The organism is Streptomyces sp. TOM-9 (assembly GCF_056858595.1).
Window position 1 is genome coordinate 4,137,608 of record NZ_JBXEQB010000001.1, and the last position, 22,137, is coordinate 4,159,744.

16 protein-coding genes are annotated in these 22,137 nt (G+C 72.8%); 6 read left to right on the plus strand and 10 right to left on the minus strand.

What is annotated here, in order from left to right:
• Nucleotides 1–39 precede the first annotated feature (39 nt).
• A complete protein-coding gene (locus AC1VWI_RS19170) occupies nucleotides 40–771 on the minus strand; it encodes a DUF6585 family protein (protein ID WP_499512231.1) in 732 nt (243 codons plus the stop codon).
• 77 nt (nucleotides 772–848) lie between these two features.
• On the minus strand, nucleotides 849–1,586 hold the full coding sequence (locus AC1VWI_RS19175) for a hypothetical protein (RefSeq protein WP_499512232.1): 738 nt from the start codon (nucleotides 1,584–1,586) through the stop codon (nucleotides 849–851).
• Nucleotides 1,587–1,807: 221 nt separating this feature from the next.
• Between AC1VWI_RS19175 and AC1VWI_RS19180 the strand changes: the two genes are divergently transcribed.
• The 3 genes from AC1VWI_RS19180 to AC1VWI_RS19190 all read left to right on the plus strand — a co-directional run bounded on the left by AC1VWI_RS19180 (nucleotide 1,808) and on the right by AC1VWI_RS19190 (nucleotide 6,037).
• Nucleotides 1,808–3,817 carry an N-6 DNA methylase gene (locus tag AC1VWI_RS19180; RefSeq protein ID WP_499512233.1) on the plus strand — a complete coding sequence of 670 codons (2,010 nt, stop codon included), beginning with the start codon at nucleotides 1,808–1,810 and terminating at the stop codon, nucleotides 3,815–3,817.
• A 100-nt stretch (nucleotides 3,818–3,917) separates the two neighbouring features.
• On the plus strand, nucleotides 3,918–4,511 hold the full coding sequence (locus AC1VWI_RS19185; RefSeq protein WP_499512234.1) for a hypothetical protein: 594 nt from the start codon (nucleotides 3,918–3,920) through the stop codon (nucleotides 4,509–4,511).
• Nucleotides 4,508–6,037, plus strand: a complete 1,530-nt coding sequence (locus AC1VWI_RS19190) for a protein kinase domain-containing protein (protein ID WP_499512235.1) — start codon at nucleotides 4,508–4,510, stop codon at nucleotides 6,035–6,037. The genes AC1VWI_RS19185 and AC1VWI_RS19190 overlap by 4 nt, the downstream gene beginning before the upstream one ends.
• Here the strand turns inward: AC1VWI_RS19190 and AC1VWI_RS19195 are convergent.
• Nucleotides 6,034–7,425: a polysialyltransferase family glycosyltransferase gene (locus tag AC1VWI_RS19195; RefSeq protein ID WP_499512236.1), complete on the minus strand. Its 1,392-nt coding sequence runs from the start codon at nucleotides 7,423–7,425 to the stop codon at nucleotides 6,034–6,036. The genes AC1VWI_RS19190 and AC1VWI_RS19195 overlap by 4 nt on opposite strands.
• 2 nt (nucleotides 7,426–7,427) lie before the next feature.
• Entirely contained in the window at nucleotides 7,428–8,396 is a 969-nt protein-coding gene (locus tag AC1VWI_RS19200; protein WP_499512237.1) for a glycosyltransferase family 2 protein, read from the minus strand.
• Nucleotides 8,397–8,849: 453 nt separating this feature from the next.
• Between AC1VWI_RS19200 and AC1VWI_RS19205 the strand changes: the two genes are divergently transcribed.
• Together AC1VWI_RS19205 and AC1VWI_RS19210 are read left to right on the plus strand one after the other, a co-directional pair.
• Nucleotides 8,850–10,238, plus strand: coding sequence for a glycosyltransferase family 29 protein (locus AC1VWI_RS19205; RefSeq protein ID WP_499512238.1), 1,389 nt, complete (start codon nucleotides 8,850–8,852; stop codon nucleotides 10,236–10,238).
• Nucleotides 10,235–12,553 carry a glycosyltransferase gene (locus AC1VWI_RS19210; protein ID WP_499512239.1) on the plus strand — a complete coding sequence of 773 codons (2,319 nt, stop codon included), beginning with the start codon at nucleotides 10,235–10,237 and terminating at the stop codon, nucleotides 12,551–12,553. The genes AC1VWI_RS19205 and AC1VWI_RS19210 overlap by 4 nt, the downstream gene beginning before the upstream one ends.
• Nucleotides 12,554–12,637: 84 nt before the next feature.
• Here the strand turns inward: AC1VWI_RS19210 and AC1VWI_RS19215 are convergent, their stop codons facing one another.
• From AC1VWI_RS19215 to AC1VWI_RS19235, 5 genes are all read right to left on the minus strand, one after another.
• Nucleotides 12,638–13,753 (minus strand): acyltransferase, encoded by a 1,116-nt coding sequence (locus AC1VWI_RS19215; protein WP_499516858.1) that lies wholly within the window; start codon nucleotides 13,751–13,753, stop codon nucleotides 12,638–12,640.
• Nucleotides 13,754–13,759: 6 nt separating this feature from the next.
• Nucleotides 13,760–14,062, minus strand: coding sequence for a hypothetical protein (locus AC1VWI_RS19220; RefSeq protein WP_499512240.1), 303 nt, complete (start codon nucleotides 14,060–14,062; stop codon nucleotides 13,760–13,762).
• Nucleotides 14,063–14,229: 167 nt separating this feature from the next.
• Nucleotides 14,230–15,123: a hypothetical protein gene (locus AC1VWI_RS19225; protein ID WP_499512241.1), complete on the minus strand. Its 894-nt coding sequence runs from the start codon at nucleotides 15,121–15,123 to the stop codon at nucleotides 14,230–14,232.
• The gene (locus tag AC1VWI_RS19230) at nucleotides 15,120–15,950 is read right to left on the minus strand and encodes a polyphosphate polymerase domain-containing protein (protein WP_499512242.1); all 831 of its coding nucleotides are present in this window, start codon (nucleotides 15,948–15,950) and stop codon (nucleotides 15,120–15,122) included. The genes AC1VWI_RS19225 and AC1VWI_RS19230 overlap by 4 nt, the downstream gene beginning before the upstream one ends.
• Complete coding sequence (locus AC1VWI_RS19235; protein ID WP_499512243.1) at nucleotides 15,947–16,594, minus strand: DUF4956 domain-containing protein; 648 nt, start codon at nucleotides 16,592–16,594, stop codon at nucleotides 15,947–15,949. The genes AC1VWI_RS19230 and AC1VWI_RS19235 overlap by 4 nt, the downstream gene beginning before the upstream one ends.
• 524 nt (nucleotides 16,595–17,118) lie before the next feature.
• Here AC1VWI_RS19235 and AC1VWI_RS19240 point away from each other — a divergent pair.
• Entirely contained in the window at nucleotides 17,119–18,204 is a 1,086-nt protein-coding gene (locus AC1VWI_RS19240; RefSeq protein WP_499512244.1) for an acyltransferase, read from the plus strand.
• Between the two features lie 85 nt (nucleotides 18,205–18,289).
• Here the strand turns inward: AC1VWI_RS19240 and mfd are convergent, their stop codons facing one another.
• Complete coding sequence (gene mfd / locus AC1VWI_RS19245) at nucleotides 18,290–21,829, minus strand: transcription-repair coupling factor (RefSeq protein ID WP_499512245.1); 3,540 nt, start codon at nucleotides 21,827–21,829, stop codon at nucleotides 18,290–18,292.
• Nucleotides 21,830–22,137: the final 308 nt, after the last annotated feature.

Genomic DNA, 22,137 nt, shown 5'->3' on the forward strand with positions numbered 1-22,137 from the left:
CAGGTGGGGCCGGGCAGGGGGCGTACGGCGCCCGAACGGTCAGTGCGCGACGGCGGTTCGGCGCAGCTCGTCCACAAGGGAGAGGAAGAGGAGGAAGTTCGGGATGTCCTTGACCTTCTTGGACGACCAGGACAGGGACTTGCCGGCCTTCTTCAGCACGAGCACGCCGTCGGTGACCCGGACGCCCTCGATCTCCTGCCAGGTGACGGCACCGCGCCGGGGCGTCGCGACGCCGGAGCGGTTGACCGAGATGTCCCCGAAGGTCAGCGTCCGCCCCTCCGCCAGCATCCGCAGCATTCCCGGCAGCTGGAAGCCGGCGACCTCCTGCTGGATGAACGGCCCCCACCGCTCCGGCTCCGCGTAGAAGTTGAGGATCTTCCGGACCGTGCCGTCCGGCTTGTGCAGCGTGTAGCGGTAACCGGTGGCGACGTGGACGCCGTTGACGTAGGACTCGGTGATCTCCTGCAGCACCGTCATCGAGTCCCAGCGGAAGGCGGCGGGGACGCCGGCGTGGTCGATCTCGACCAGCCCGGACTCGAAGAAGTGGAGGCGCCGGGCGGCGGCCTTGCGGGAGAAGTTGGGGGTGCGCAGGGCATGGTGGAGGAACCAGAGGCCGGGCAGCACGAAGCAGGCCAGCCCCACGAGAATCATGAACACGAAGTTGCACGTCATCAGGAAGCCGTGCCGTTTCGGCATGATCGTGAGGCGGTGCCGCCCGAGCCCCTCGGCCGCGGCGAGGGCGGCGATGTCGTCGGGTATCCGGTCTTCCATGGTGCGTTCCGCCGTTCTCGGGAAGGGGACGGCCCTGGCGCGGCGCGCGCCAGGGCCCGGGGATCGTAGCCGGTGGCTCAGCCGGCGAGCTTGTCGATGTCGACGGTGTCCTTGGCCGCCGGGGCGGTGATCGCGGCCGCCTCGTCGAAGTCGGAGAAGACCATCGTGCCGGGCTCCTTGCCGCCCTTGACGACCAGCTTCAGCAGGTACGGCCTGCCTTCGGTGGCCACGTAGGCGGTGGTGGTCTCGGACCCGTCCTTGCTGGTGATCGGCACGGCGGGCGTGCCCGCCACGGTGGTGGGCTCGCCCTTCTTCCCGCCCAGCTCGCCGTCCGAGTCCTTCTCCACCTCGACGAGGAACGCGTTCAGGTCGCAGGCCTCGACGAGGTCCTTGTTGTCCGGCGTGTCGGCCTTGGTCTTCATCCACCGGCCGGCGAGGAGGTCCTTCATCGCGGCGCCGTCGGAGCCCTGGCTCTTCCAGAAGGCGTCGTCGCCCTTCATGTAGAGCGAGGGGCCCGCCTTGACGAGCTGGACGGTGCCGCCCTCGGCGGTGACCTCGCCCTTGCAGTCGCCGGTCCTGCTCATCGTCATGCGGAACTTCATCCGCTCGCCGTCGGAGATGCCGTCGAGGTCGACGGTCATCGCCGGGGCGGACTTCATGGCGGCCACGGCCTTCTTCTCGATGGTGGCGGCCGGCTGGTCGGCGAGGCCGGTGGCGGCCGGTTCCGCCGTGCCGCCGAGCGGGCCGCAGGCGGCCATCGTGAGGGCGGCGGTGACGCAGCCGAGCGCCGTGAGCGCTCCGCGAGTGGTGGTCATGAGGATCGTCCCCCCTGGTGGACAGCGTGTGGATGACGGTTGCGGGCCGGCGGAACGCCCGGGGACTCCGTGAACCGATGAGTCAATGACAGCATGAGCTGTGAACCGAGTCAACATGGAATCTCGATTCGCGCGAGTTCACGCGTGAAGGGTCGGAACTTTCGTTCACCGGTATGCTCGGGGCCACAGCCGTACCCCGCCGCGGGAAGGGAGCCAGCCAGGTGCCGGAGAACGCAAGCGAGGTGACCGCCGCCGGGATCGCACGGCTGGCCGGGGTGGGGCGGGCGGCCGTCAGCAACTGGCGCCGCAGGCATGCCGACTTCCCCAAGCCGGTGGGGGGCACCGACACCAGCCCGGCCTTCGCGCTGCCGGAGGTCGAGAGCTGGCTCCGCGCCCAGGGCAAACTCGCCGAGGTCCCGCTGCGTGAACGGGTCTGGCAGCGGGCCGAGTCCCATCCCTCGGGCACCGCGGCCGCGCTCCGGCAGGCCGGTGCCGTCTGCCTGCTCGTCCGTGAACACCCCGCCGACGGGCCCCGGATGGAGGGCGCCGCGGCCGAGGACGCCGTACGGGACCTCTTCGAGCGGCACTTCGGCGGGCGGTTCGCCCTCGGCGCCCCCGTCGACGCCGAACTGCTGCACGGCGCCGCCGAGCTCGCCGCCGGGATGGGCCCGCGCCAGGCCTACGAGTTCCTGCTCGGACGCCACCTGGACGCCAACCCCCGGCAGTACACGCTGACCCCGGCCGCGGCCGCCGAGCTGATGGCCGCGCTCGCCGGTCCCGCCCGTACCGTGCTGGACCCCGCCTGCGGCACCGGCACCCTGCTGCGTGCTGTCGAGGCCCCGCACGAGGTGTACGGCCAGGAGGCCGACCCGGACCTGGCGGCGCTGGCGGCGCTGCGGCTGGCGCTGCACGCCGACCCCGCCGCGGTGGTGCGGGTCGCCGGCGGCGACAGCCTGCGCGCCGACGCCTTCCCCGGGCTCGCCGCCGACGCGGTGCTGTGCCACCCGCCGTTCAACGAGCGCAACTGGGGCCACGAGGACCTCGCCTACGACCCCCGCTGGGAGTACGGCTTCCCGGCCCGCACCGAGTCCGAACTCGCCTGGGTGCAGCACTGCCTGGCCCGGGTCCGGGAGGGCGGGACCGTCGTGCTGCTCATGCCGCCCGCCGCCGCCTCGCGCCGCTCCGGCCGCCGGATCCGGGCCGACCTGCTGCGGCGCGGCGCCCTGCGCGCGGTGGTCGCGCTCCCGGCCGGCGCCGCGCCCCCGTACGGCATCCCGCTCCACCTGTGGGTGCTGCGCAGGCCGGGCGCCGGCACGGCGGCCTCCCCGCACCTGCTGCTGGTCGACACCGCGGGGTCGCAGGACGCGGCCCCCGGCGGTGAGAAGGTGCCCTGGCAGTCGGTGCGCGCCACCGTGCTGGACGCCTGGCACTCCTTCGACCGGCACGGCACCACGGAGGAACGACCCGGTGTGAGCCGCGCCCTGAAGGTCATCGACCTGCTCGACGACGACGTGGACCTGGCCCCCGCCCGCCACCTGCCGCCGCCCGCCGCGGGCGGCGGGGCGGCCGAACTCGCCGGGGTGCGCGACCGGTTGGCCGCCACCTTGCTGCGCACCGCCGAGCTCACCCCCGCCCCCGCCGGGGCGGCCGAGCCCGCCCGCTGGCCGCTCACCACGGTCGGCGAACTGGCCCGTGCCGGGGCGCTGGTGCTGCGAGCGGGCGGCACCGGGAGCGCCCGCCCCGGTGGCGGTCCCGCCGTGCTCACCGAGCACGACGTCCTCGGCGGTGGCGCGCCGAGCGGCAGCCTGCCCGAGGGACCGCCCGAGGAGGAGCCGGTCCTGACGCGGGAGGGCGACGTGGTCGTCCCGGTGCTCGGCCGGGGTTCGGCCGCCCGCGTCGTCGACGCCGCCACCGCCGGGGCGGCCCTCGGCCGCAACCTCCACCTGCTGCGCCCCGACCCGGCCGCCCTGGACCCCTGGTTCCTCGCCGGCTTCCTGCGCGGCACCGCCAACAACCGCCAGGCCAGCAGCTACGCCTCCACCGCGACGCGGCTGGACGTCCGCCGGCTCCAGGTGCCGCGGCTGCCGCCGGCCGACCAGCGCCGGTACGGGGAACGCTTCCGCACCCTGGCCGCCTTCGAGGAGACCCTGCGGCTGGCGGGACAGCTGGGTGAGCAGTTGGTGCAGGGGCTCTACGACGGGCTGACCGACGGCACGGTGCGTCCCGAATAGTTACGGGATCGGGTGACAGCCCGTCGGCGACGGCGGATACTCTCGCGATACCACCCGCAGCTGTCCTCCGCACTGATGTCCAGGGAGTACGAGAGCAGTGATGAACGGCCCCGGCCCGGTCCCGCCGTACCCACCCGCTCAGTCCAAGGCCACGGCGATCACGCTCCGTGTCATCTTCCTCACGATCACCGCGATCAGCTGCGGCTTCCTGTCCGGCCTCCCGCTGCTGCACCTGGCCATCCAGCGGCGCCGGACCATGGACTGGGTGTTCTTCTGGATCTGCACCGCGGTGAGCATCGCCTCCTTCGCGACCGTCGGCACGCTGCCGGAGGAGAGCCCCTGGACCGACGTGGCGATGCTCACCGCCATCGCCCTCGTCCCCCTGGTCGGCGTCCACTACCTGGTGGCCGACCTGGCGCTGCACCGGGCGGCCGCGGTGCCCGGCTACCCGTCGTACGCCACGACCGTGCCGTACCCCCCGCCGCACCAGCAGGCGCCGCCGCAGCCGCCGGTGGACTTCAACCCCTACCGCACGACCCCGCCCCCGCCCGCCGCGCCGCAGGCCCCCGTGCCGCCGCAGTCGCCCGCGCCCCCGCACACGCACCCGCACCCGCACCCGCCGCGGATCAACCAGGTGCGGGCCGAACTGGACGAGCTGAGCGACCTGCTGCGCAAGCAGGAGGGCGGTCAGTGAACGGACGGATCGTCGCCGGCCGTTACGAGCTGGCCACGGTCCTCGGTCAGGGCGGCATGGGCCAGGTGTGGACCGCGTACGACCGGCGGCTGGACCGGCGGGTGGCCGTGAAGCTGCTGCGCCCGGACAAGGTGGCCGGCGGCGCCGACGCCGAGGAGCTGCGCCGGCGCTTCGAGCGGGAGTGCCGGGTCACCGCCCAGGTCGACCATCCGGGGCTGGTCACCGTCCACGACGCGGGCAGCGACGCGGACGAGCTGTACTTCGTCATGCAGTACGTGGAGGGCGCCGACCTCGCCGACCACCTCGCCGAGCACGACCCCTACCCCTGGCCGTGGGCGGTCGCCGTGGCCGCGCAGTTGTGCGCCGTGCTGTCGGCGGTGCACGCGGTGCCGATCGTGCACCGCGACCTCAAGCCCCGCAACGTGATGGTGCGTCCGGACGGCACCATGGTCGTCCTCGACCTCGGCGTCGCCTCCGTGCTCGACACCGACACGACACGGCTCACCCACACCGGCACGCCCATCGGGACGCCCGCGTACATGGCGCCCGAGCAGGCGATGAGCGGCGCCGTCGGGCCCCGCACCGACCTGTACGCGCTCGGGGTGCTGCTGCACGAACTGGTCAGCGGCACCGTCCCGTTCGCGGGCGCCACGGCTCTCGGCGTGCTGCACCGGCACCTGTACGAGCAGCCCGTGCCGCTGCGGCAGGTGCGCCCGGAGGTGCCGGAACCACTGGAGGCGCTCGTGCTGCAACTGCTGGCGAAGGACCCGCAGCACCGCCCGGCCGACGCCCAGGAGACCTACCGCCGGCTGGCGCCGCTGCTGCCGGTGCCCGGCGTCGTCCACCGCTCCCTCGGGCCGATGGACCCCACCCGCCCCTTCCTGCGTCCGCTGGCGCCCTGGCCCGACCGGCCGGCCGCCCCCTCGCAGCCCACCCCCGCCCCGGGCGCGACCGGGGCCCCCGCGGGCCACGGCATCGCGGAGGCCGTCGACGAGGTGAAGCGGCTGCTCGACGCCGGACGCATCACGCAGGCGGTGGACATCCTGGGCGGCGTGCTGCCGGCCGCCGCGGAGAAGCACGGCGAGCAGTCACCGGTGGTGCGGATGCTGCGCAAGCAGTACGCGGCCACGCTGATGGAGGACGGCCAGTACCGCCGCGCCCTGCCGGAGCTGCGCCGGCTCGCGGACGAACTGGCCGCGGAGTCGGGGCCGCTGGGCCGCCAGTCGCTGCAGTACCGCTACGAGGCCGCGCAGTGCCTGGAGCAGTTGGGCGAGGCCCCGGCGGCACTCGCCGAGTACCGGGCGCTGCTGCCCTCCTTCGAGCAGTACCGCGCCACCGACCCGGAGTTGCCGCTGGAGGTGCGGCGCCGCATCGGCCACCTGCTGCTGTCGGTGGGCGACCGCATGGCCGCCCACGACGTGCTGTCCCGCCTGCTGTACGACTCCGACCGGGTGCACGGGCCGCACCACCCGTTCTCGCTGGAGGTGCGGCGGACGCTGACCTGGCTGGGGCAGGTCGGGCGTTAGCGCCTGGGCCGGGAGCGCAGGCGGCGGGCCACGCGTGCCATGCGGCGCACGGTGGTGTTGCCGCGCAGCCGCTGGGCGGCGCTGAGCGGGCCGCCGCCGGGCAGCCCGAGCGCGGTGAGGCGGCGGCGCCGGAAGTAGTACTCGGTGTCCGGGCCGAGGTGGTCCCGCAGCCACGCCGCGGTCTCCTCGCGCAGCCCGGGGTGCATCCTGGGCTGCATGCAGAAGCCCACGGCCCGTACGAGCGGGGCGAGTTCCCCGGCGGCGCCGCCCTGGGCACCCGGGGTGTCGACGTCGGGCACGAAGTGGTCGACGATGGTCAGCGGGACGCGGTTGCTGTTCTGGTACGGCGTGAGCCGGTCCAGCACCAGACGGGTCCCGGCCCGCGCGATCGCGACGTCGTAGTAGGCGCTCGCCGTGAGCATCGCGGTGGAGAAGCAGCCGACGACCAGCTCCGGCCGGCAGACCTCGTACAGCGTCTCGGCCAGCAGCGGGCCGTCCAGCACGCGCAGCCGCGCGCCCTCGGCCGCCGCGGCCTCCTCCATCGCCTTGGAGTAGCCGGCCGGCGCCGTGGGGTGGGGCTTGAAGACGATCGAGCGGTGACCCGCGGCGATCGCGCCGCGCACCATGGTGACGTGCAGCTCCTCTTCCTCCTGCGGGGTGAGGATGCGCAGGGCGGCGAGGTACTGGCCGAGCAGCACCGCGGTCGGCGGGTCCTGGGCGAGGGCGGTGAGCCGGGGGTCGTCCGCCGCCTCGACGGCGATCTCCTTGAGCACGGCCCTGAAGGCGTCGTCGGGGACGAGCTCGGGCTCCGCGCCGGTCTCCGCCAGCAGCAGCGGGCGCAGTCCGGGGACCAGGTCGAGGTGGAGGACCCGCTGGACGCGGTTGCCGAGGGGGCCCGGGAGCTTCTCACGGGTGGGCCCGTAGCTCATCAGGCCGTCCGCGTACACGTGGACGGCGCTCTCGGCGAAGATCGTGGCGAGCGCGCGTGCCGGGTTGACCTGGATCGACTCCACGACGAGCTCGACGGGGACGTCGCCCAGGCCCCAGGAATGCCGGAACAACCGCTGCCAGATGGAGCTCTCGTCCTCCAGCGGGGCCCACTTGGAGGGCCGGTGCGGGTGGATCACCTCGTTCCACGAGACGACCTCGTCGAAGCGGGTGACGATCCGCTGGTACCCGTGCATGTCGGAGAGCTGGACGACCGTCTCGGGGACCGGGGCGTTGTTGCTCACCAGCAGGATGCGCCGGGTGCCGGTGCGGGGCCCGAAGGCGCCGGCGTCCAGGGCGGCGGCGAGGGTCGCGGCGCCGTAGAGGGTCGAGACCTCGAAGATCTGGGCCCGGTCGTGGTTCATGCTCTCCTCAGCCCGTTCGGCCGTCGGCAGGGTCATCGTCAGGCCGCCTTCGGCGCGTCGCCGCGCAGCCGCTGGAGCACGTGGGCGCGCTGGATGTCCATCTCGGCGAGGGTCCGGTCCAGCACGTCCTGCGGCATGCGGGCCAGGGCGGCGGCGGACTGCCGCTTGAGCTGCCTGCCGGTCCCGGTGTCGTAGCGCCGCACGTTGGACATGTGGAAGGCGATCAGCGCGCAGTAGGTGCGGACGATCTTGGGCAGGAAGCGCTCGGCCTCGCGGTCGGCGAGCACGTCGTCGAGTATCGCGTCGTGGGCGGGTATGAAGTCCAGCTGCCGGCCGTCGCTGATCTGGGTGAGCGAGTCGCTGACCCCGCGCCGGTAGAAGACCCCGAGCGGGCGGATCACCCCGAAGGACCGGGCCGTCAGGTGCAGCCGCCAGACCCACTCGCGGTCCTCCGCGGTCCGCAGACCGGTGTTGTAGCGCATGCCGCCGTCCTCGAAGAGCCGGCGGTGGTAGATCCCGGCCCAGACGAAGGGGTAGTCGACCATGGTCGACACGTGCGAGGGCGTGATCGCGTCGCGCGGGTGGAGCACGGCGTCCCAGCGCCTGGCAGGGGGGCGGTGCACGACCCGCTCGGTGCCGGTGGCCTTGACGTGCCCGGTGCGCACGAAGTCGCAGTCCAGCCGCTCGATGCCGGCGACGAGCTCGTCGAGGTAGCCGCGGGCGTACCAGTCGTCGCCATCCAGGAAGGTCACGTACGTCCCGCCGGCCGCGTCCAGTCCGCTGTTGCGGGACTGGGCGACGCCCTTGTTCTGCTCGTGCCGGATCACCCTCATGCCCGGCAGCCGGCGCTCCCAGTGGTCCAGGATCTCCGGGGTGCCGTCTGTCGAGTGATCGTCTACGAGGATGAACTCGGTGTCCGCCCCCGCATTGTTGGCCAGCCCGCACAACATGTCGTGCGCGTATGGCTGAATATTGCGGAAGGGGACGATTACCGAAAGTTTGGGCACCTGGGAATCCAGACGATCTCGACGCGGGCCACGGACTCCGGCCCCCCGGACGGTGCCGGAGGACAAGCGTATCGGACTAGATCCAGAGGGGGCGTCGGGAATGCTTCGGCAAGGTGAACGCAGGGAATACGGAATACGAACTCCCGCTTTTCCCCACGTCGTCCACGGTATCCCCCGGCCGCCGCCTTCCCCGTTCGCATCCGCTTAGATCCTCGTTCACTTGAACGTCACATCCACTCCCTATGGTGATCGCCTCCGCCCCATGTGCCGTGCGCGTGTCCATGTGCGTCGAGGTGCCCGGGCGGCGTCTGTTGATCCGCGCGGGAAACCCATGCAGTTCTCCCCAGCGGCCGTGTCATTGTTGGGAGCAGCATGGTCAAGTTCCGGGCTGGATGGCTCGAGAAAAGATTGGACAACTCCGCGGGCGCGGATATTCCGATCGCTTCGGTTTCCGTGGCCGAGTGCGTCCGGTCCTGTGCGGTCCACGGCGGCAAGCTCGCCAAGAACCTGGACTGGAGAAAGGGCCAGCTCGCCGAGGCGATCCGGGAACTGCTGGCCCGGTACGCGGCCGCGATGACCGATCCGGGTGACGCCGCCGCGCTCACCGGCGGGAAGAGCACCTGGCCGAAGTCGAACCCCGAGGTCTTCGACGCCCTGCTCGATGTGGGCAACAAGGCCGTGGACGTGCAGGGCGCCGACGAGCTGCAGCTCGCGTCGCGCATCACCGAGACGGTCCTCGGCGTCCGCAGGCAGTCCCGGGCCGGCTGGCGCCTGCGGGCGCGCCTGATGGACGCGCTCGGTGACGACGCGGCCACCATCGCCGCGTACGAGCGCTTCCTGGCGCTGACCCCCAACGACGACCTCAACATCGCGGGCCGCATCACCAAGCTGCGGGAGAGCGGCGAGCGCCTCGCGCAGACGCTGCAGCTGCTCCAGAAGCAGGCCCCGGGCTCGCGTGAGTTCGCGGGCGTCCCGGAGACCGAGCTGTGGGCCGAGGGCCTGGCCCTCAAGGACGCCGGCGACTGGGAGCGCGCCGAGCCCCGGCTCGTGGCCGCGCTCGTCGGGATGAGCGAGCAGGACGGTTCCGCCACCTCGGTGCGCGCGGCGCTGACCGACTACGTGAACATCCGTCTGGAGCGGGACCGTGGCCGGCTGGCCGGCTCGACCGAGCTGCTCGAGCTGTACGCCGACGACCGCCGGCTGCGCGAGCTGGACCCGATCCCGGACCCGGCGCTGACCGGTTCCGAGATGGTCGGCCTCAGCGACTTCCGCAACCTCATCGCGGGGAAGACGATCTGCCTGGTCGCCAACTCCCAGCGGGTGGGCTCCAGCACGATGGGTCAGGAGATCGACTCCTACGACCTCGTCGTCCGCTTCAACTCGTACCGGATCGAGGCGCCGGCCAATGGCACCAAGACCGACATCCACGCGACGATCCACCTGCACAACTTCAACTGGGACAAGAAGGTCCAGACGCGGCTGGTCTTCAGCGGCAGCCACCACCAGTGGCGCAACTCGGTCCGCCGCCGCCTGGTCCCCGGCGCCCAGCGCTACGTCGGCGACCGCACGCTGCGCTGGCCGGTGCGCGAGATCGGCAGGATCGGCGAGGACGCGATGCCGTCCATCCCCACCAGCGGTTTCAACATGCTGTGGCTGCTGGACTTCCTGGACGTCAACCCGAAGATCGACCTCATCGGGTTCGACTTCTACGACAGCGGTGCCTACCGCCTGCAGGAAGCGATGAAGCTCCCGATCGCCACCGCGCACGGCTACGCGGACGAGAAGGAATGGGTCATGGCCCGCGCCCAGGACGTCACTGAAATGAGGATATCGCTCCGATGACCGCCTCTGTCCCGGTTCCGGCGCCCCGGAGCGAAACGCTGACCGGCAAGCGCCGCGTCGCCTTCGCGTCGTACGTCGACGAGAACTACCTGCCCGGCTTCCTCACCCTGCTGCGCAGCCTGGCCCTGACCAACCCCGGCCTCTGCGAGGACTTCGTCGTCCTCTACGACGACCTGCAGCCGGCCTCGGTCACCGAGATCCGCAAGCTGCACCCGCGCGTCGTCATGCGCCGTGTCGTCCCCGAGCGCTACGACGACTTCGTCAAGGGCGACCCGGAGAACTACCTGATCCGCAAGGCGTACTTCATCCTCGACGTCTTCCGGATCCGCGACTACGACACGGTCATCACGCTCGACACCGACATGGTCGTCCTCGGCGACCTGGGCGAGCTGCTGCGGATGCGGCACGGCGTCGGCGCGGTGCCGCAGTTCCTGCTGGACCAGTCGAAGCTCAACAGCGGCCTGCTGGTCATCCAGAAGGAGTACCTCACCGACGAGTTCTGCGCGCAGATCGACGCCGTCGGCACCTCCGGCACGTACGAGCTCGACAAGCACGACCAGGGCATCCTCAACGCCCTGCTCGCGGGCAAGTTCGTCAAGATCGACCCGCGCTACAACTTCGTCAAGCGGCGGCTGTCCGGCGACCGCTCCCCCGACGAGGAAGACGTCGTCATCCTGCACTTCACCGGCCGTCACAAGCCGTGGAACGGCGGCGAGCACGGCTACTCGGGCGCCGAGGCGGCGTGGCGAGAGTACGACCTCCCCCACGCGGACTTCGTCGAGCGCTTCCTGGCCCTGGAGGACGAGAAGCACCCGGACCTGCTGATCCACTTCGGCCGCCACCTCGTGGCGAGCGAGAGCCGGCACGACGGCATCCGCGAGGTCGCCGAGGCGTACCTGTCCAAGGGCCGGTACGAGGACGCGGTGGAGATCCTCGGCCGCTCGCCCATCCCGGCCGACGAGAGCCGTTCCCACGAGCTGCTCGGCCAGGCCCTGATGTCGACCTCCCGCTACGAGGAGGCCACGGCCCACCTGCTGCTCTCCACGGCCCACGCCCCGGCCGCCGCCCGCCCCTTCGGCCGGCTGGCGAACATGGCGTGGATCCTGGGCGACAACACGGCCTCCCGCGAGTACGCCCTGGCCGGCCTCAACGCGGACGTCAGCGACCGCGCCTGCCGGATCTCGTACGAACGCGCGGAGGCGATCGCCGCCCGCCCGGCCGAGACCGGCACCCCCTCCGAGCAGCTGGCGCACGTGGCGTTCTACATGGAGCGCCAGGGCAACGCGGGCGACAAGATCCTGCCCGAGACGGTCCGACTCTGCTTCGGCCCGGACACCGGTGACCGCGGCTGGCACTCCATCCACGCGCACAAGCTGTTCGACGAGGCGGCCCTGGAGCGGGTGAACTCCCGCCGCGGCCTGGTCATCGGCGGCGGCGGCCTGTTCATCCCGGACACCTCGCCGAACGGCAACAGCGCCTGGCAGTGGAACGTGCCGGACCGGCTGCTGGAGAAGATCGACGTCCCGCTGGCGGTCTTCGCGGTGGGCTACAACGCCTTCGACGGCCAGTCGTACACGCGCCGCCGGTTCGAGGAGAGCCTGCGGCTGCTGGTCTCCAAGTCGGCGTTCTTCGGTCTGCGCAACCACGGCTCGGTGGAGAAGGTCCGCGCGCTGCTCCCCGCGGAGCTGCAGGACCGGGTGCTCTTCCAGCCCTGCCCGACCACCGTCTCCCGCCAGCTGGTGCCCGGCTGGCAGGACCCGGTGGAGCGGGACGACACGGTGCTGATCAACTGCGCCTACGACCGCGCCGGGCTGCGCTTCGGCCACGACTACGACCACTTCCTCCGGGAGATGGCCACCGCGGTCCGTGCCATCGGCAAGCACGCCGAGGTCCGCTACGCCGCCCACGCGCTGGACGACGAGCGCTTCGTCTTCGACCTGCGGCGTGAGTACGGCATCTCGCTGCCGGTCGAGCCCATGTACGACTTCGACACCGACCAGCTGCGCACCGCCTTCGCGCGCACCAAGCTGGTGATCGGCATGCGCGGCCACGCGGGCATGATCCCGTTCGGCTGCGGCACGCCCATCATCAGCCTGATCTCCCACCCGAAGATGGCGTACTTCCTGTCCGACATCGAGCGCCCGGAGTGGGGCGTCTCCGTCCACGACCGGAACCTCGGCGCGATCCTCGCGGAGCGCTCCATCGGCATCCTGGACAACCTGTCGGCGACCGTCGCCGACGTCCACGGGCGCCAGGAGGCGCTGTGGAAGGTGACGCAGGACAACGTGGCGAAGCTGAAGACCGTCCTCGGCTGAGCCTCCCGGGGGAACCGGTCCTTCAGGAGGGGCGCCGTGTCGGTGACACGGCGCCCCTCCGTCACGTGCTCCGGGCCTTCGGGGTCAGCCCAGCCAGCGGTTGAGCCGCAGGCGCGTCCACAGCAGGCTGGCGGCGAAGGAGAGCACCACGGTCCCGGTCACCAGCAGCGTGATCATGAGGACGGCGCCCGGCCAGCCCGCGTCGGCGGAGACGAGGTGCGGGGCGAGCGCCCGCAGGAACATCAGGTGCACCAGGTAGGCGCCGAAGGCCGCACCGCCGAGCCGGGACACCAGCGGGCGCAGGCGCTCCGGGATGCTGATCCGGTTGAGGGCCATCACCAGCGCGCCCGCCAGGAACGGCACGGCCAGGCCCGCGTAGGGCGAGGGGTAGTGCACCCAGTGCTCGTACGCGACCACCGCGGCCCACGCGCAGACCCCGGCCGCCAGCCACCTCAGCCGCCGGCCGCGGCCGGTGGTGGCCGCGAGCGGCAGCGCGAGCAGCGCGGACCCGGCGGCGGCGTACGCGACCTGGTACGGGGACAGGTTCCACTCGAAGTCGGGCAGGTTCACGTGGACGACCTTGCCGAGGTCGCCCATGAAGGTCGGCGCGATGGCCAGCAGGACGAGCAGCACGCCCAGGCCCCAGGGCCGCTTCCCCGCCTTGATCAGCGCGGCGAGCGAGAGCAGCAGGATCACCGGCACGTAGGCGTACAGGTACCAGAGGTGGTACGCGGGCTGGATCGAGCCGAACAGCGACTCGAGGGCCAGCCGCTGCGTGGGACGGGAGTTGGTGTCCCGGATCCAGTCCCAGACGAGGTACGCGGCGGTCCACACGCCCATCGGCACCACGATGCGGGTCAGCCGTCTGCGGACCTGCGTGCCGTCCCGGGGGGTCGCGCCGACCAGCACCACCCAGCCGGCGATCGCGAAGAACAGCGGCACCGCGCACCGGGTCAGCCCGTCCGAGACCAGCCCGGTCCAGTAGACGGGCCGGCCGCCGGAGGGCTCTCGGCCCACGGCGTTGAGGAGCTGGCCGGCGGCGTGGCAGACGATGACACCGATGGAGCACAGGACGCGCAGCAGGTCGATGTCGTATCTGTGCTCACGCGGCCGGGCGACGGGCGTGGTGGACGCCTCGCTCGTCCCGGTCGCGTGACCGGTGGTGAGGGCGGGGGCGGCGGTGGTCGTCTGGGCGGAGATCGGGGGTCACTCCCGGGTGCGCTCGCGGAGCTCGGCCGGGGTCCGGCCGGGCTCCGGGATCGGATGGTCGTGGACGGGGGCCCGGTCCGTCATCGCGGGCACGGTGGGCAGCGGGCCGGTGGGTGGGACGGCCCGGCCGTCCGTGACCGCCGGCCCCCACGCGCGGTCCGTCCGCTCTCCGAACCGGGTGATGTCGAACAGTTCCTGGACCCCCGTGTACCCCGTTTCCCCGGCTTCCTCGCCGGGCACGTCCGCCCACCCGGTCCGGCCCACGGCCTCCGGCACCTCGGCGAAGACGGCGATGTGCATGGATCCGTCCCGGTCGCTGTCCGATATCACCTGCCCCGGCAGACTATGGGACGCCACGGGGGGAGGGGGGTGCGAATGTGGTGAACACCGGCGTTCCCGGGGTGGCGTCCAGGTGAACCTGGTGTGCGGACGAGCTGGCGCCGCAGGTCACACGGGGTGCCGTTGGGTCATGCGCGGTTCGTCGGGGTGGTGTCCGCCGCCCGGATGTAGTCGCCGACCAGTGCGCCGAGCAGGGCGCCGGCGAGGAGGTCGTCCCGTAGGTGGTCGGCGGTGTAGAGCCGGGCGTGCACCACCTGGACCTGCATCCAGCGGTACTCGGCGGCGCGCCGCGGGGCCAGGGCGGTGAGGACGGCGACGGCCGCGGAGGAGAGCGCCGCGGGCGCCGCCGGGTAGGCGCAGGCGCAATCGGCGGCCGGGGTGGCCTTCCGGGCCGGGCCCAGGGCGGGATCGAGGGCGGAGGGGCGGGACCGCCGGTAGTGCCCGGCGAGCCGGCCGCTGATCGTGCCGGCCAGCTCCAGCGCCGCGTCCAGGCGGACCCGGGCGGCCTCGCCCTCGGCGCGGGGCATCAGTTCGCGCCGGTCGTCCAGGTACAGGCGCCAGATGTCCCGCTCCCCGTGGGCGGCGAGCCACGCGGCGGCCGTCCGGCCGGCGGCGGTGCGCGTACGGGCGAGACGGCTGACCTCCCCGAGTCCGGCGGCGCGTGCGGCTTCCGCGGGCGGATCGGGCATCCGGGCCGCCGCCCAGCGGACGAACGCCGGGTCGTCGCGGGCGGTGCCGTGCCCCGACCGCCACCGGGCGTAGAGCGCGTCGGCGGCCCGCTGCTGCGCGTCGAGCCGCGTGGTCCAGCCGCGCAGTTCGGCGTCGGGGAACAGCGGGGGCGGCGGGTCCTGCTCGATCCGCCGCACCGCGCCGCCCGCCCCGGGGTCCGCGGGGGCGGTGACGTGGGTGCCGATCAGGCCGAGGACCGCCGCGGCCACGGCGGCGACGGCGACGGCGGGGTACCGGCGGCCCGTGCGGGGGGCCCGGGGGCGGACGGGCGCCCTGCGGTGGGCCGTGCTCACCACGCCGGTCCGGCCGGGCCGGGGACCCGGGCCTCCGGTTCGGCGCGCGTGGGGGCGTGGAAGCAGTACCGCACCAGGCGGCGCACGTCGTTCCCGGGCAGGCCCGGGACGAGCAGGGCCTGCCCCACGACGTACTTGCTGAGCGGCAGCGGCCGTACCCCCAGGCCCATCAGCAGCCGGTCGGCCGCGCCCGGACGGGGACCGCCCTTGGTCTCGACGAGGACGAAGCCGTGGTTCAGCGCGGCCGTCGCCCTGCCGCGGTGGCAGGTGAGCCGGCCGTCGAGGGTGACCCGGCTGCCGGCCGCCAGGTCGGCGAGGGCCGCGCGGACGTAGCGGATCTCCCCGGCGGGGGACAGCAGCCCGGAGCGGACCGGGACCCCGGCGGCGCCGAGCACGTCGTCGACGAAGGCGGCCGCCCCGGCGCCGATGAGGCCGTACTCCCGGGCGGCCAGGGTGCGGGCGTGCTTGACCGTGGCGCCGCGGCCGTCCTTGGTCTTGACCTCGACGCGGCACAGCCCGTCCTCGACGTAGAGCCGGGTACGGACCTTCCAGCGGCGCCTGCGCCCCTGCACGTGCGCGTACCAGGCGCCGAGCCCGGCGGTGTCGAAGTACGTGCTGCGGTACCCGGTGGTGCGGCGGCCGCCGACGTCCAGCACGTGGTGCGTCGGCGCCAGGGCGGCGACCAGGCAGCGTGCCGACAGGGCCGGCAGCAGGTACTTGCGGTCGACCCGGTGCTGCAGTGCCGCGGCGGCGTCGACCTCGGCGAGGGTCGCCCCGCGCAGCGGGGCCAGTCCCAGCGCCTCGGCGAAACCCTCCGGGCCGGTCACACGAGCCTGCTCTCGAGCAGGCTGTCCTGGCCGCCCCGTCCGGCGGCGGGCCCCGCACCGTCGTCCGGCAGCCCCCAGCCCAGGGGCGAGTCGCCGCGGTAGCGGACCGAGACCCGGGTCGTCTCGCGCACGAAGTCGACCTCGTCCACGAGCACCGCCAGCGGTTCCTGGCCGAACCGCAGCACGACCTCCCGGTGGACCGCCGCGGGGTCGGCGTACAGGCGGTCCAGGGTGAGGCGCACCACCCGGGTCGGCCGGTGGGCGTGCGGGTCGTCGACGACCAGGACGGCCGCGAGCACCAGCACGTCCAGCGCCACGACGAACCAGATCTCCCGCTGCGGCAGGCCTCCGCACAGGGCGATCACCAGCGCCGTGAAGGTGTACGCGACGTCCCGGGCGGTGAAGGCGGTGCTGCGCAACCGGACCAGGGAGAGCATCCCGAACAGCCCGAAGCCCACCCCGGCCGGGAACGATCCCGCGCCCATCGCGCTCATCGCCGCGAAGAGGCCGACGTTGAGCGCCGTCAGCACCAGCGGCATCTGCGGGGCCGGGCAGCCGCGCCGGTAGAGCAGGCCCACCAGCGCCATGAGGGACAGGACGTCCACTCCACCGCGGGCGAGCAGGTCCCAGGGTCCGTGCGTCATGCGCGGCGCCGGGCGGGCGGGTGTGGTCCGGGCACGTGTTCCTCCGGGGGCTGGATGGTGGGCCCGGGTCCCGGGGATCCGTCCATGGAAAGGGGGATGGGACGGCGGATCCCCGGGCCCGGGAGTCATCGGCGCGCGGGACGGACCACCCCGGCGTGGGCGGGCGTCCCGGCGCCGTCCATCCACGCCGGACGATCCGTCCAGCGATGCCGGACGCTAGCCCCGCGCCCCCCGCCGGGCAAACCGCCCACCGGCACCCCCGGACGCCGGGCCGGGCGGGAAACGCCAGGCGGGAAGAGGGGACCCGGCGCCACACACGCGTTCCGGCCATCGGACAATGACACCCGAAGGGGTGAGGGAAAGCCCGCTCCGATGACGCCGGACGAACCCCCCGCCACATCACGGCGAATCACGGGTGAACGGGCACACCGCCCGGCGGACCGAGACCGTTCCGATACCGCCGGGCCCCGGGGAGTTGGGTGACCGTTCGGCTCCACGACACCCATGTGCCCGATCATCACGCGGTGTCGAATGAAACAGCCGTGCGACTGCCGTTGCAGCGCAGTTCCGCCTCCCCCGGACACTCCGCCGACGCGCGGGAACACCGCTACGACATCGACCTGATGCGGTTGCTGTGCTCCGCCACCGTCATGCTGGGCCACGTGGGCTCCCAGTTCATCCGCTCGACCGGGAACGACGCGTCCCACGGGGCCGCGACGTACTGGGCGGGGCACGTGGCCGAGGCGGTCAACCCGTTCGCGGTGCCCATGTACTTCGCCATCGCCGGATGGGCGGTGCTGGTCGGCGCCCCGCCGCGGGACAGCGCCCGGATGTGGCAGCGGATCGTCCGCAACACCGTCCCGCTCTTCGCGTGGACGGCGGTCTACCTGGTGTGGGCCTGGCTGCGGGACCGCAACGAGCGGCCCATGACCGAGCTCGCGAGGGACTCCCTCATCGGCTCCGTGCAGCCCGCCTACCACCTGTGGTTCATGTACAACTACATCCCCATCATCGTGCTGCTCGCCTTCGCGATGCTGATCAAGGACGGCAAGCGGCCCTGGGGGCTGGGGGCGGTGCTGCTGGGCATCGCGGTCCTGCCGAGCGTCCTCGCCCTGGCCGGGGACCTGACCCACACCGACCTGCCCCCCGTGGCCTGGGGCTTCGGCACCTACTCCCTGGTGTACGCGGTCGGCGGCGCCATGCTCTTCGCCCTGCCGGCCGGCGCCGTCCCGTGGCGCCGGTGGCTGGTCGTGCTGCTGCCGCTCACCATGGCCGGGTGCCTCTGGTACAACACGCGGGTCCACTACGTGATCCCCAACGCCCACCTCTTCGTGGCCGCGATGAGCGTCTGCGTCCTGCTGCTGGTCAGCCGGATCCGCATCCCGGAGCGTTTCCAGCCGCGCTTGAAGCACCTGGCCGGCGCGGCGCTGGGCGCGTACATGGTGCACGTGCTCTTCGTCGAGGAACTGGTCCACCGCGTGGTCTCGCCGGACCTGAGCGGACCGGTGGCCGCGGTGCTGCTGGTCGGGCTGGTCCTGGCGGTGATGGTGCTGTCGTTCTCCACCAGCCTGCTGTGGGGCCGGCTGAACCTGCGGCGCCTGCTGGGCTGAACCTCGGGAAGCCTCCGGAGCGACAGGGCCCCGTCCGCGCAGCTCGACCTCGCGCGGACGGGGCCCTTTCGCGTCCCCTGAGGCTTCAGCTGTCCAGGACCGTGGTCAGCAACTCCGCCGTCCACGCGAGCAGTTCCCGGCCGACCACCGGCTTGCCGCCGATCCGCGCCGTGGTGGGGCGCGGCACCAGGATCTGCTTGGCCGCCTGCTTCACGACCGTGCGGGGGTAGAGGCGGTTCAGCCGCAGCTCCTGCGACTCGCGCAACTCGACGGGCGAGAACCGCACGTTGTTGCCCTGCAGGGTGATGTCGCAGACCCCCAGACGGCGGGCCAGCAGCCGCAGCCCGGCGACCAGCAGCAGGTTCTCCACCGGCTCCGGGAGCTTGCCGTAGCGGTCGGTGAGCTCCTCGCGGACGGCCTTGACGTCCTCCTCGGAGTTCACCGCGGCGATCGACCGGTACGCCTGCAGACGCAGCCGCTCGCCGGGCGCGTAGTCGTGCGGGACGTGCGCGTCGACCGGCAGCTCGATCTTCACCTCCAGCGGGGCCTCCTCGACCTCGCCGCCGCCCGCCTCCATGCCGGCCCGGTAGTCGGCCACGGCCTCGCCGACCATGCGGATGTACAGGTCGAAGCCGACGCCCGCGATGTGGCCGGACTGCTCGCCGCCGAGCAGGTTGCCCGCGCCGCGGATCTCCAGGTCCTTCATGGCGACGTACATGCCGGCGCCCATCTCGGTGTGCTGGGCGATCGTCGCCAGCCGCTCGTGGGCGGTCTCGGTGAGCGGCTTCTCCGGCGGGTACAGGAAGTAGGCGTAGCCGCGCTCGCGGCTGCGGCCGACCCGGCCCCGCAGCTGGTGCAGCTGGGAGAGGCCGAAGTTGTCGCCCCGCTCGACGATGAGGGTGTTGGCGTTGGAGATGTCGATGCCCGACTCGACGATCGTCGTGGAGACCAGCACGTCGAACTTCTTCTCCCAGAAGTCCACCACGACCTGCTCCAGCGCCGACTCGCCCATCTGCCCGTGCGCGGTGGCGATCCGCGCCTCGGGGACCAGGTCGCGCAGCCGCGCGGCGGCCTTGTCGATGCTCTCCACCCGGTTGTGGATGTAGAAGGCCTGGCCCTCGCGCAGCAGTTCGCGGCGGACCGCGGCGGCGATCTGCTTCTCCTCGTACGGGCCGACGAAGGTCAGCACCGGGTGCCGCTCCTCCGGCGGGGTGGTGATCGTCGACATCTCGCGGATGCCCGTGACCGCCATCTCCAGGGTGCGCGGGATGGGCGTGGCGGACATGGTGAGCACGTCGACGTTGGCGCGGAGCTTCTTCAGCTGCTCCTTGTGCTCCACGCCGAAGCGCTGCTCCTCGTCGACGATGACCAGGCCCAGGTCCTTGAACTTGGTCTCCGACGAGAACAGGCGGTGGGTGCCGATGACGACGTCCACGGACCCCTCGCGCAGGCCCTCCAGGACCGCCTTGGCCTCGCTGTCGCTCTGGAACCGGGACAGCGCCTTCACCACGACCGGGAACTGCGAGTAGCGCTCGGAGAAGGTGCCGAAGTGCTGCTGCACCAGCAGCGTGGTGGGCACCAGGACGGCGACCTGCTTGCCGTCCTGCACCGCCTTGAAGGCCGCCCGCACCGCGATCTCGGTCTTGCCGTAGCCGACGTCGCCGCAGATCAGCCGGTCCATCGGGACCGTCTTCTCCATGTCCTCCTTGACCTCGGCGATCGTGGTGAGCTGGTCCGGGGTCTCCGCGTACGGGAACGCGTCCTCCAGCTCCCGCTGCCAGGGGGTGTCCGGCGCGAAGCTGTGGCCGGGCGCGGCCATGCGGGCGGAGTACAGCCGGATCAGGTCCGCGGCGATCTCCTTGACCGCCTTCTTGGCGCGCGCCTTGGTCTTCGTCCAGTCCGCGCCGCCCAGGCGGTGCAGCGAGGGCGCCTCGCCGCCGACGTACTTGGTGATCTGCTCCAGCTGGTCGGTCGGCACGAACAGCCGGTCCCCCGGCTGGCCCTTCTTCGCCGGCGCGTACTCGACCACCAGGTACTCACGGGTGGCGCCCTGGACGGTGCGCTGCACCATCTCCACGTAGCGGCCGACGCCGTGCTGCTCGTGCACGATGAAGTCGCCCGCCTGCAGCGTCAGCGGGTCGATGGTCTTGCGGCGCCGGGACGGCATGCGCCCCATGTCCTTGGTGGAGGACCTCTGGCCGGACAGGTCGGTCTCGGTGAGCACCGCGATCTTCAGGGCGGGGTCGACGAAGCCGCTCTCCAGCGGGCCGCAGGCCACATGGACCACGGAGGGCTCGACCGGCCCGTCCAGACCCGTGTCGAGGCGCGCGGCGATGCCCTCGTTGCCCAGCACCTCCACGATGCGGGCGGCGGGACCGTGGCCCTCGGTGACGTAGACCGCGCGCCAGCCGTCGGCGAGCCAGCCCTTGGTGTCGGCCAGCGCCCGGGCGGTGTCGCCCCGGTAGACCTCGGGGGCGTGCATGCCGAGCTTGAGGGTGTCCGCCTCCAGCTCGTCATCGGCCGCGAACGGGCTCACCGACCACCAGGGGACGCCCAGCTCACGGGCCCGGTCGCGTACGTCGGCGATGCTCCACAGCGAGGCCGCGCCCAGGTCGATCGGGGCCTCACCGCCCCCGGCGGAGGCCGCCCAGGAGGCTTCCAGGAACTCCCGGCTGGTCGCCACGAGGTCGGCGGCCCGGGTACGGACCCGCTCCGGGTCGCAGACCACGGTCATCGACCCGGCCGGCAGCACGTCCAGCAGCAGCTCCATGTCGTCCACCAGCACCGGGGCGAGGGACTCCATGCCCTCCACGGCGATGCCCTGGGCGATCTTGTCCAGCAGTTCGCGCAGCTGCGGGTGTTCCTCGGCCAGCTCGGCGGCGCGCGCCCGCACCTCGTCGGTGAGCAGCAGCTCCCGGCAGGGCGGCGCCCACAGGCCGTGCTCGGCGACCTCCAGCGAGCGCTGGTCGGCCACCTTGAAGTAGCGGATCTCCTCGACGTCGTCGCCCCAGAACTCCACCCGGAGCGGATGCTCCTCGGTGGGCGGGAAGACGTCCAGGATCCCGCCGCGCACGGCGAACTCGCCGCGCTTCTCCACCAGCTCCACCCGGGCGTACGCGGCGGCCGCCAGGGCGTCCACGACGTCGTTCAGATCGGCGGTCGTCCCGGTGCGCAGGGCCACCGGGACCAGATCGCCCAGACCCTTGACCTGCGGCTGCAGCACGGAACGGATCGGCGCGACCACGACCCGCACCGGGCCGGCGGTCGGGTCGTCCTTGCTGGGGTGCGCCAGCCGGCGCAGCACGGCCAGGCGGCGGCCCACGGTGTCCGAACGGGGCGACAGCCGCTCGTGCGGCAGCGTCTCCCAGGCCGGGTACTCCACCACGGAGTCCTCGGGCAGCAGCGACTGCAGGGCCGCGACCAGGTCCTCGGCCTCACGACCGGTCGCCGTCACCGCCAGCAGGGTGCGGCCGGCGCGGGCCGCGAGCGCGGCCAGGGCCAGCGGGCGGGCGGCGGGCGGACCCACCAGGTCGACGTGCGGGCGGTTGCCGTCCGCGGCACCGCGGACCGCCTCCGCGAGCGCGGGGTCGTCCACGACGACGTCGAGCAGACCGTTCAGGCTCATGTGGCTTTCCGTCCCAGAGGCAGACAGGCGGGGCAACGCGAACAGCCCGACGCGTCGAACGAGCCGGGGTGTCCCAGCGTACGACGCTCCGCGGACAGCCGGCGCCGCAACCTGTCCGGGGTCGTTTGCGCGCGGGCCCCGGGGGTGGCCGTGGGGGGTGCTCCCACCCTCCCGCCCGATTGCCCGGCGCGGTCAGTGACCGCCTCGCGCGGTCGTTGTGGGGTCGGTGCCGCGCCGGCGCACTCCCCCAGCCTTCGGCCGGGGGGACCCCACAGCGCTCGCGGTGCTGGTCCACGTTATTCGGCGCC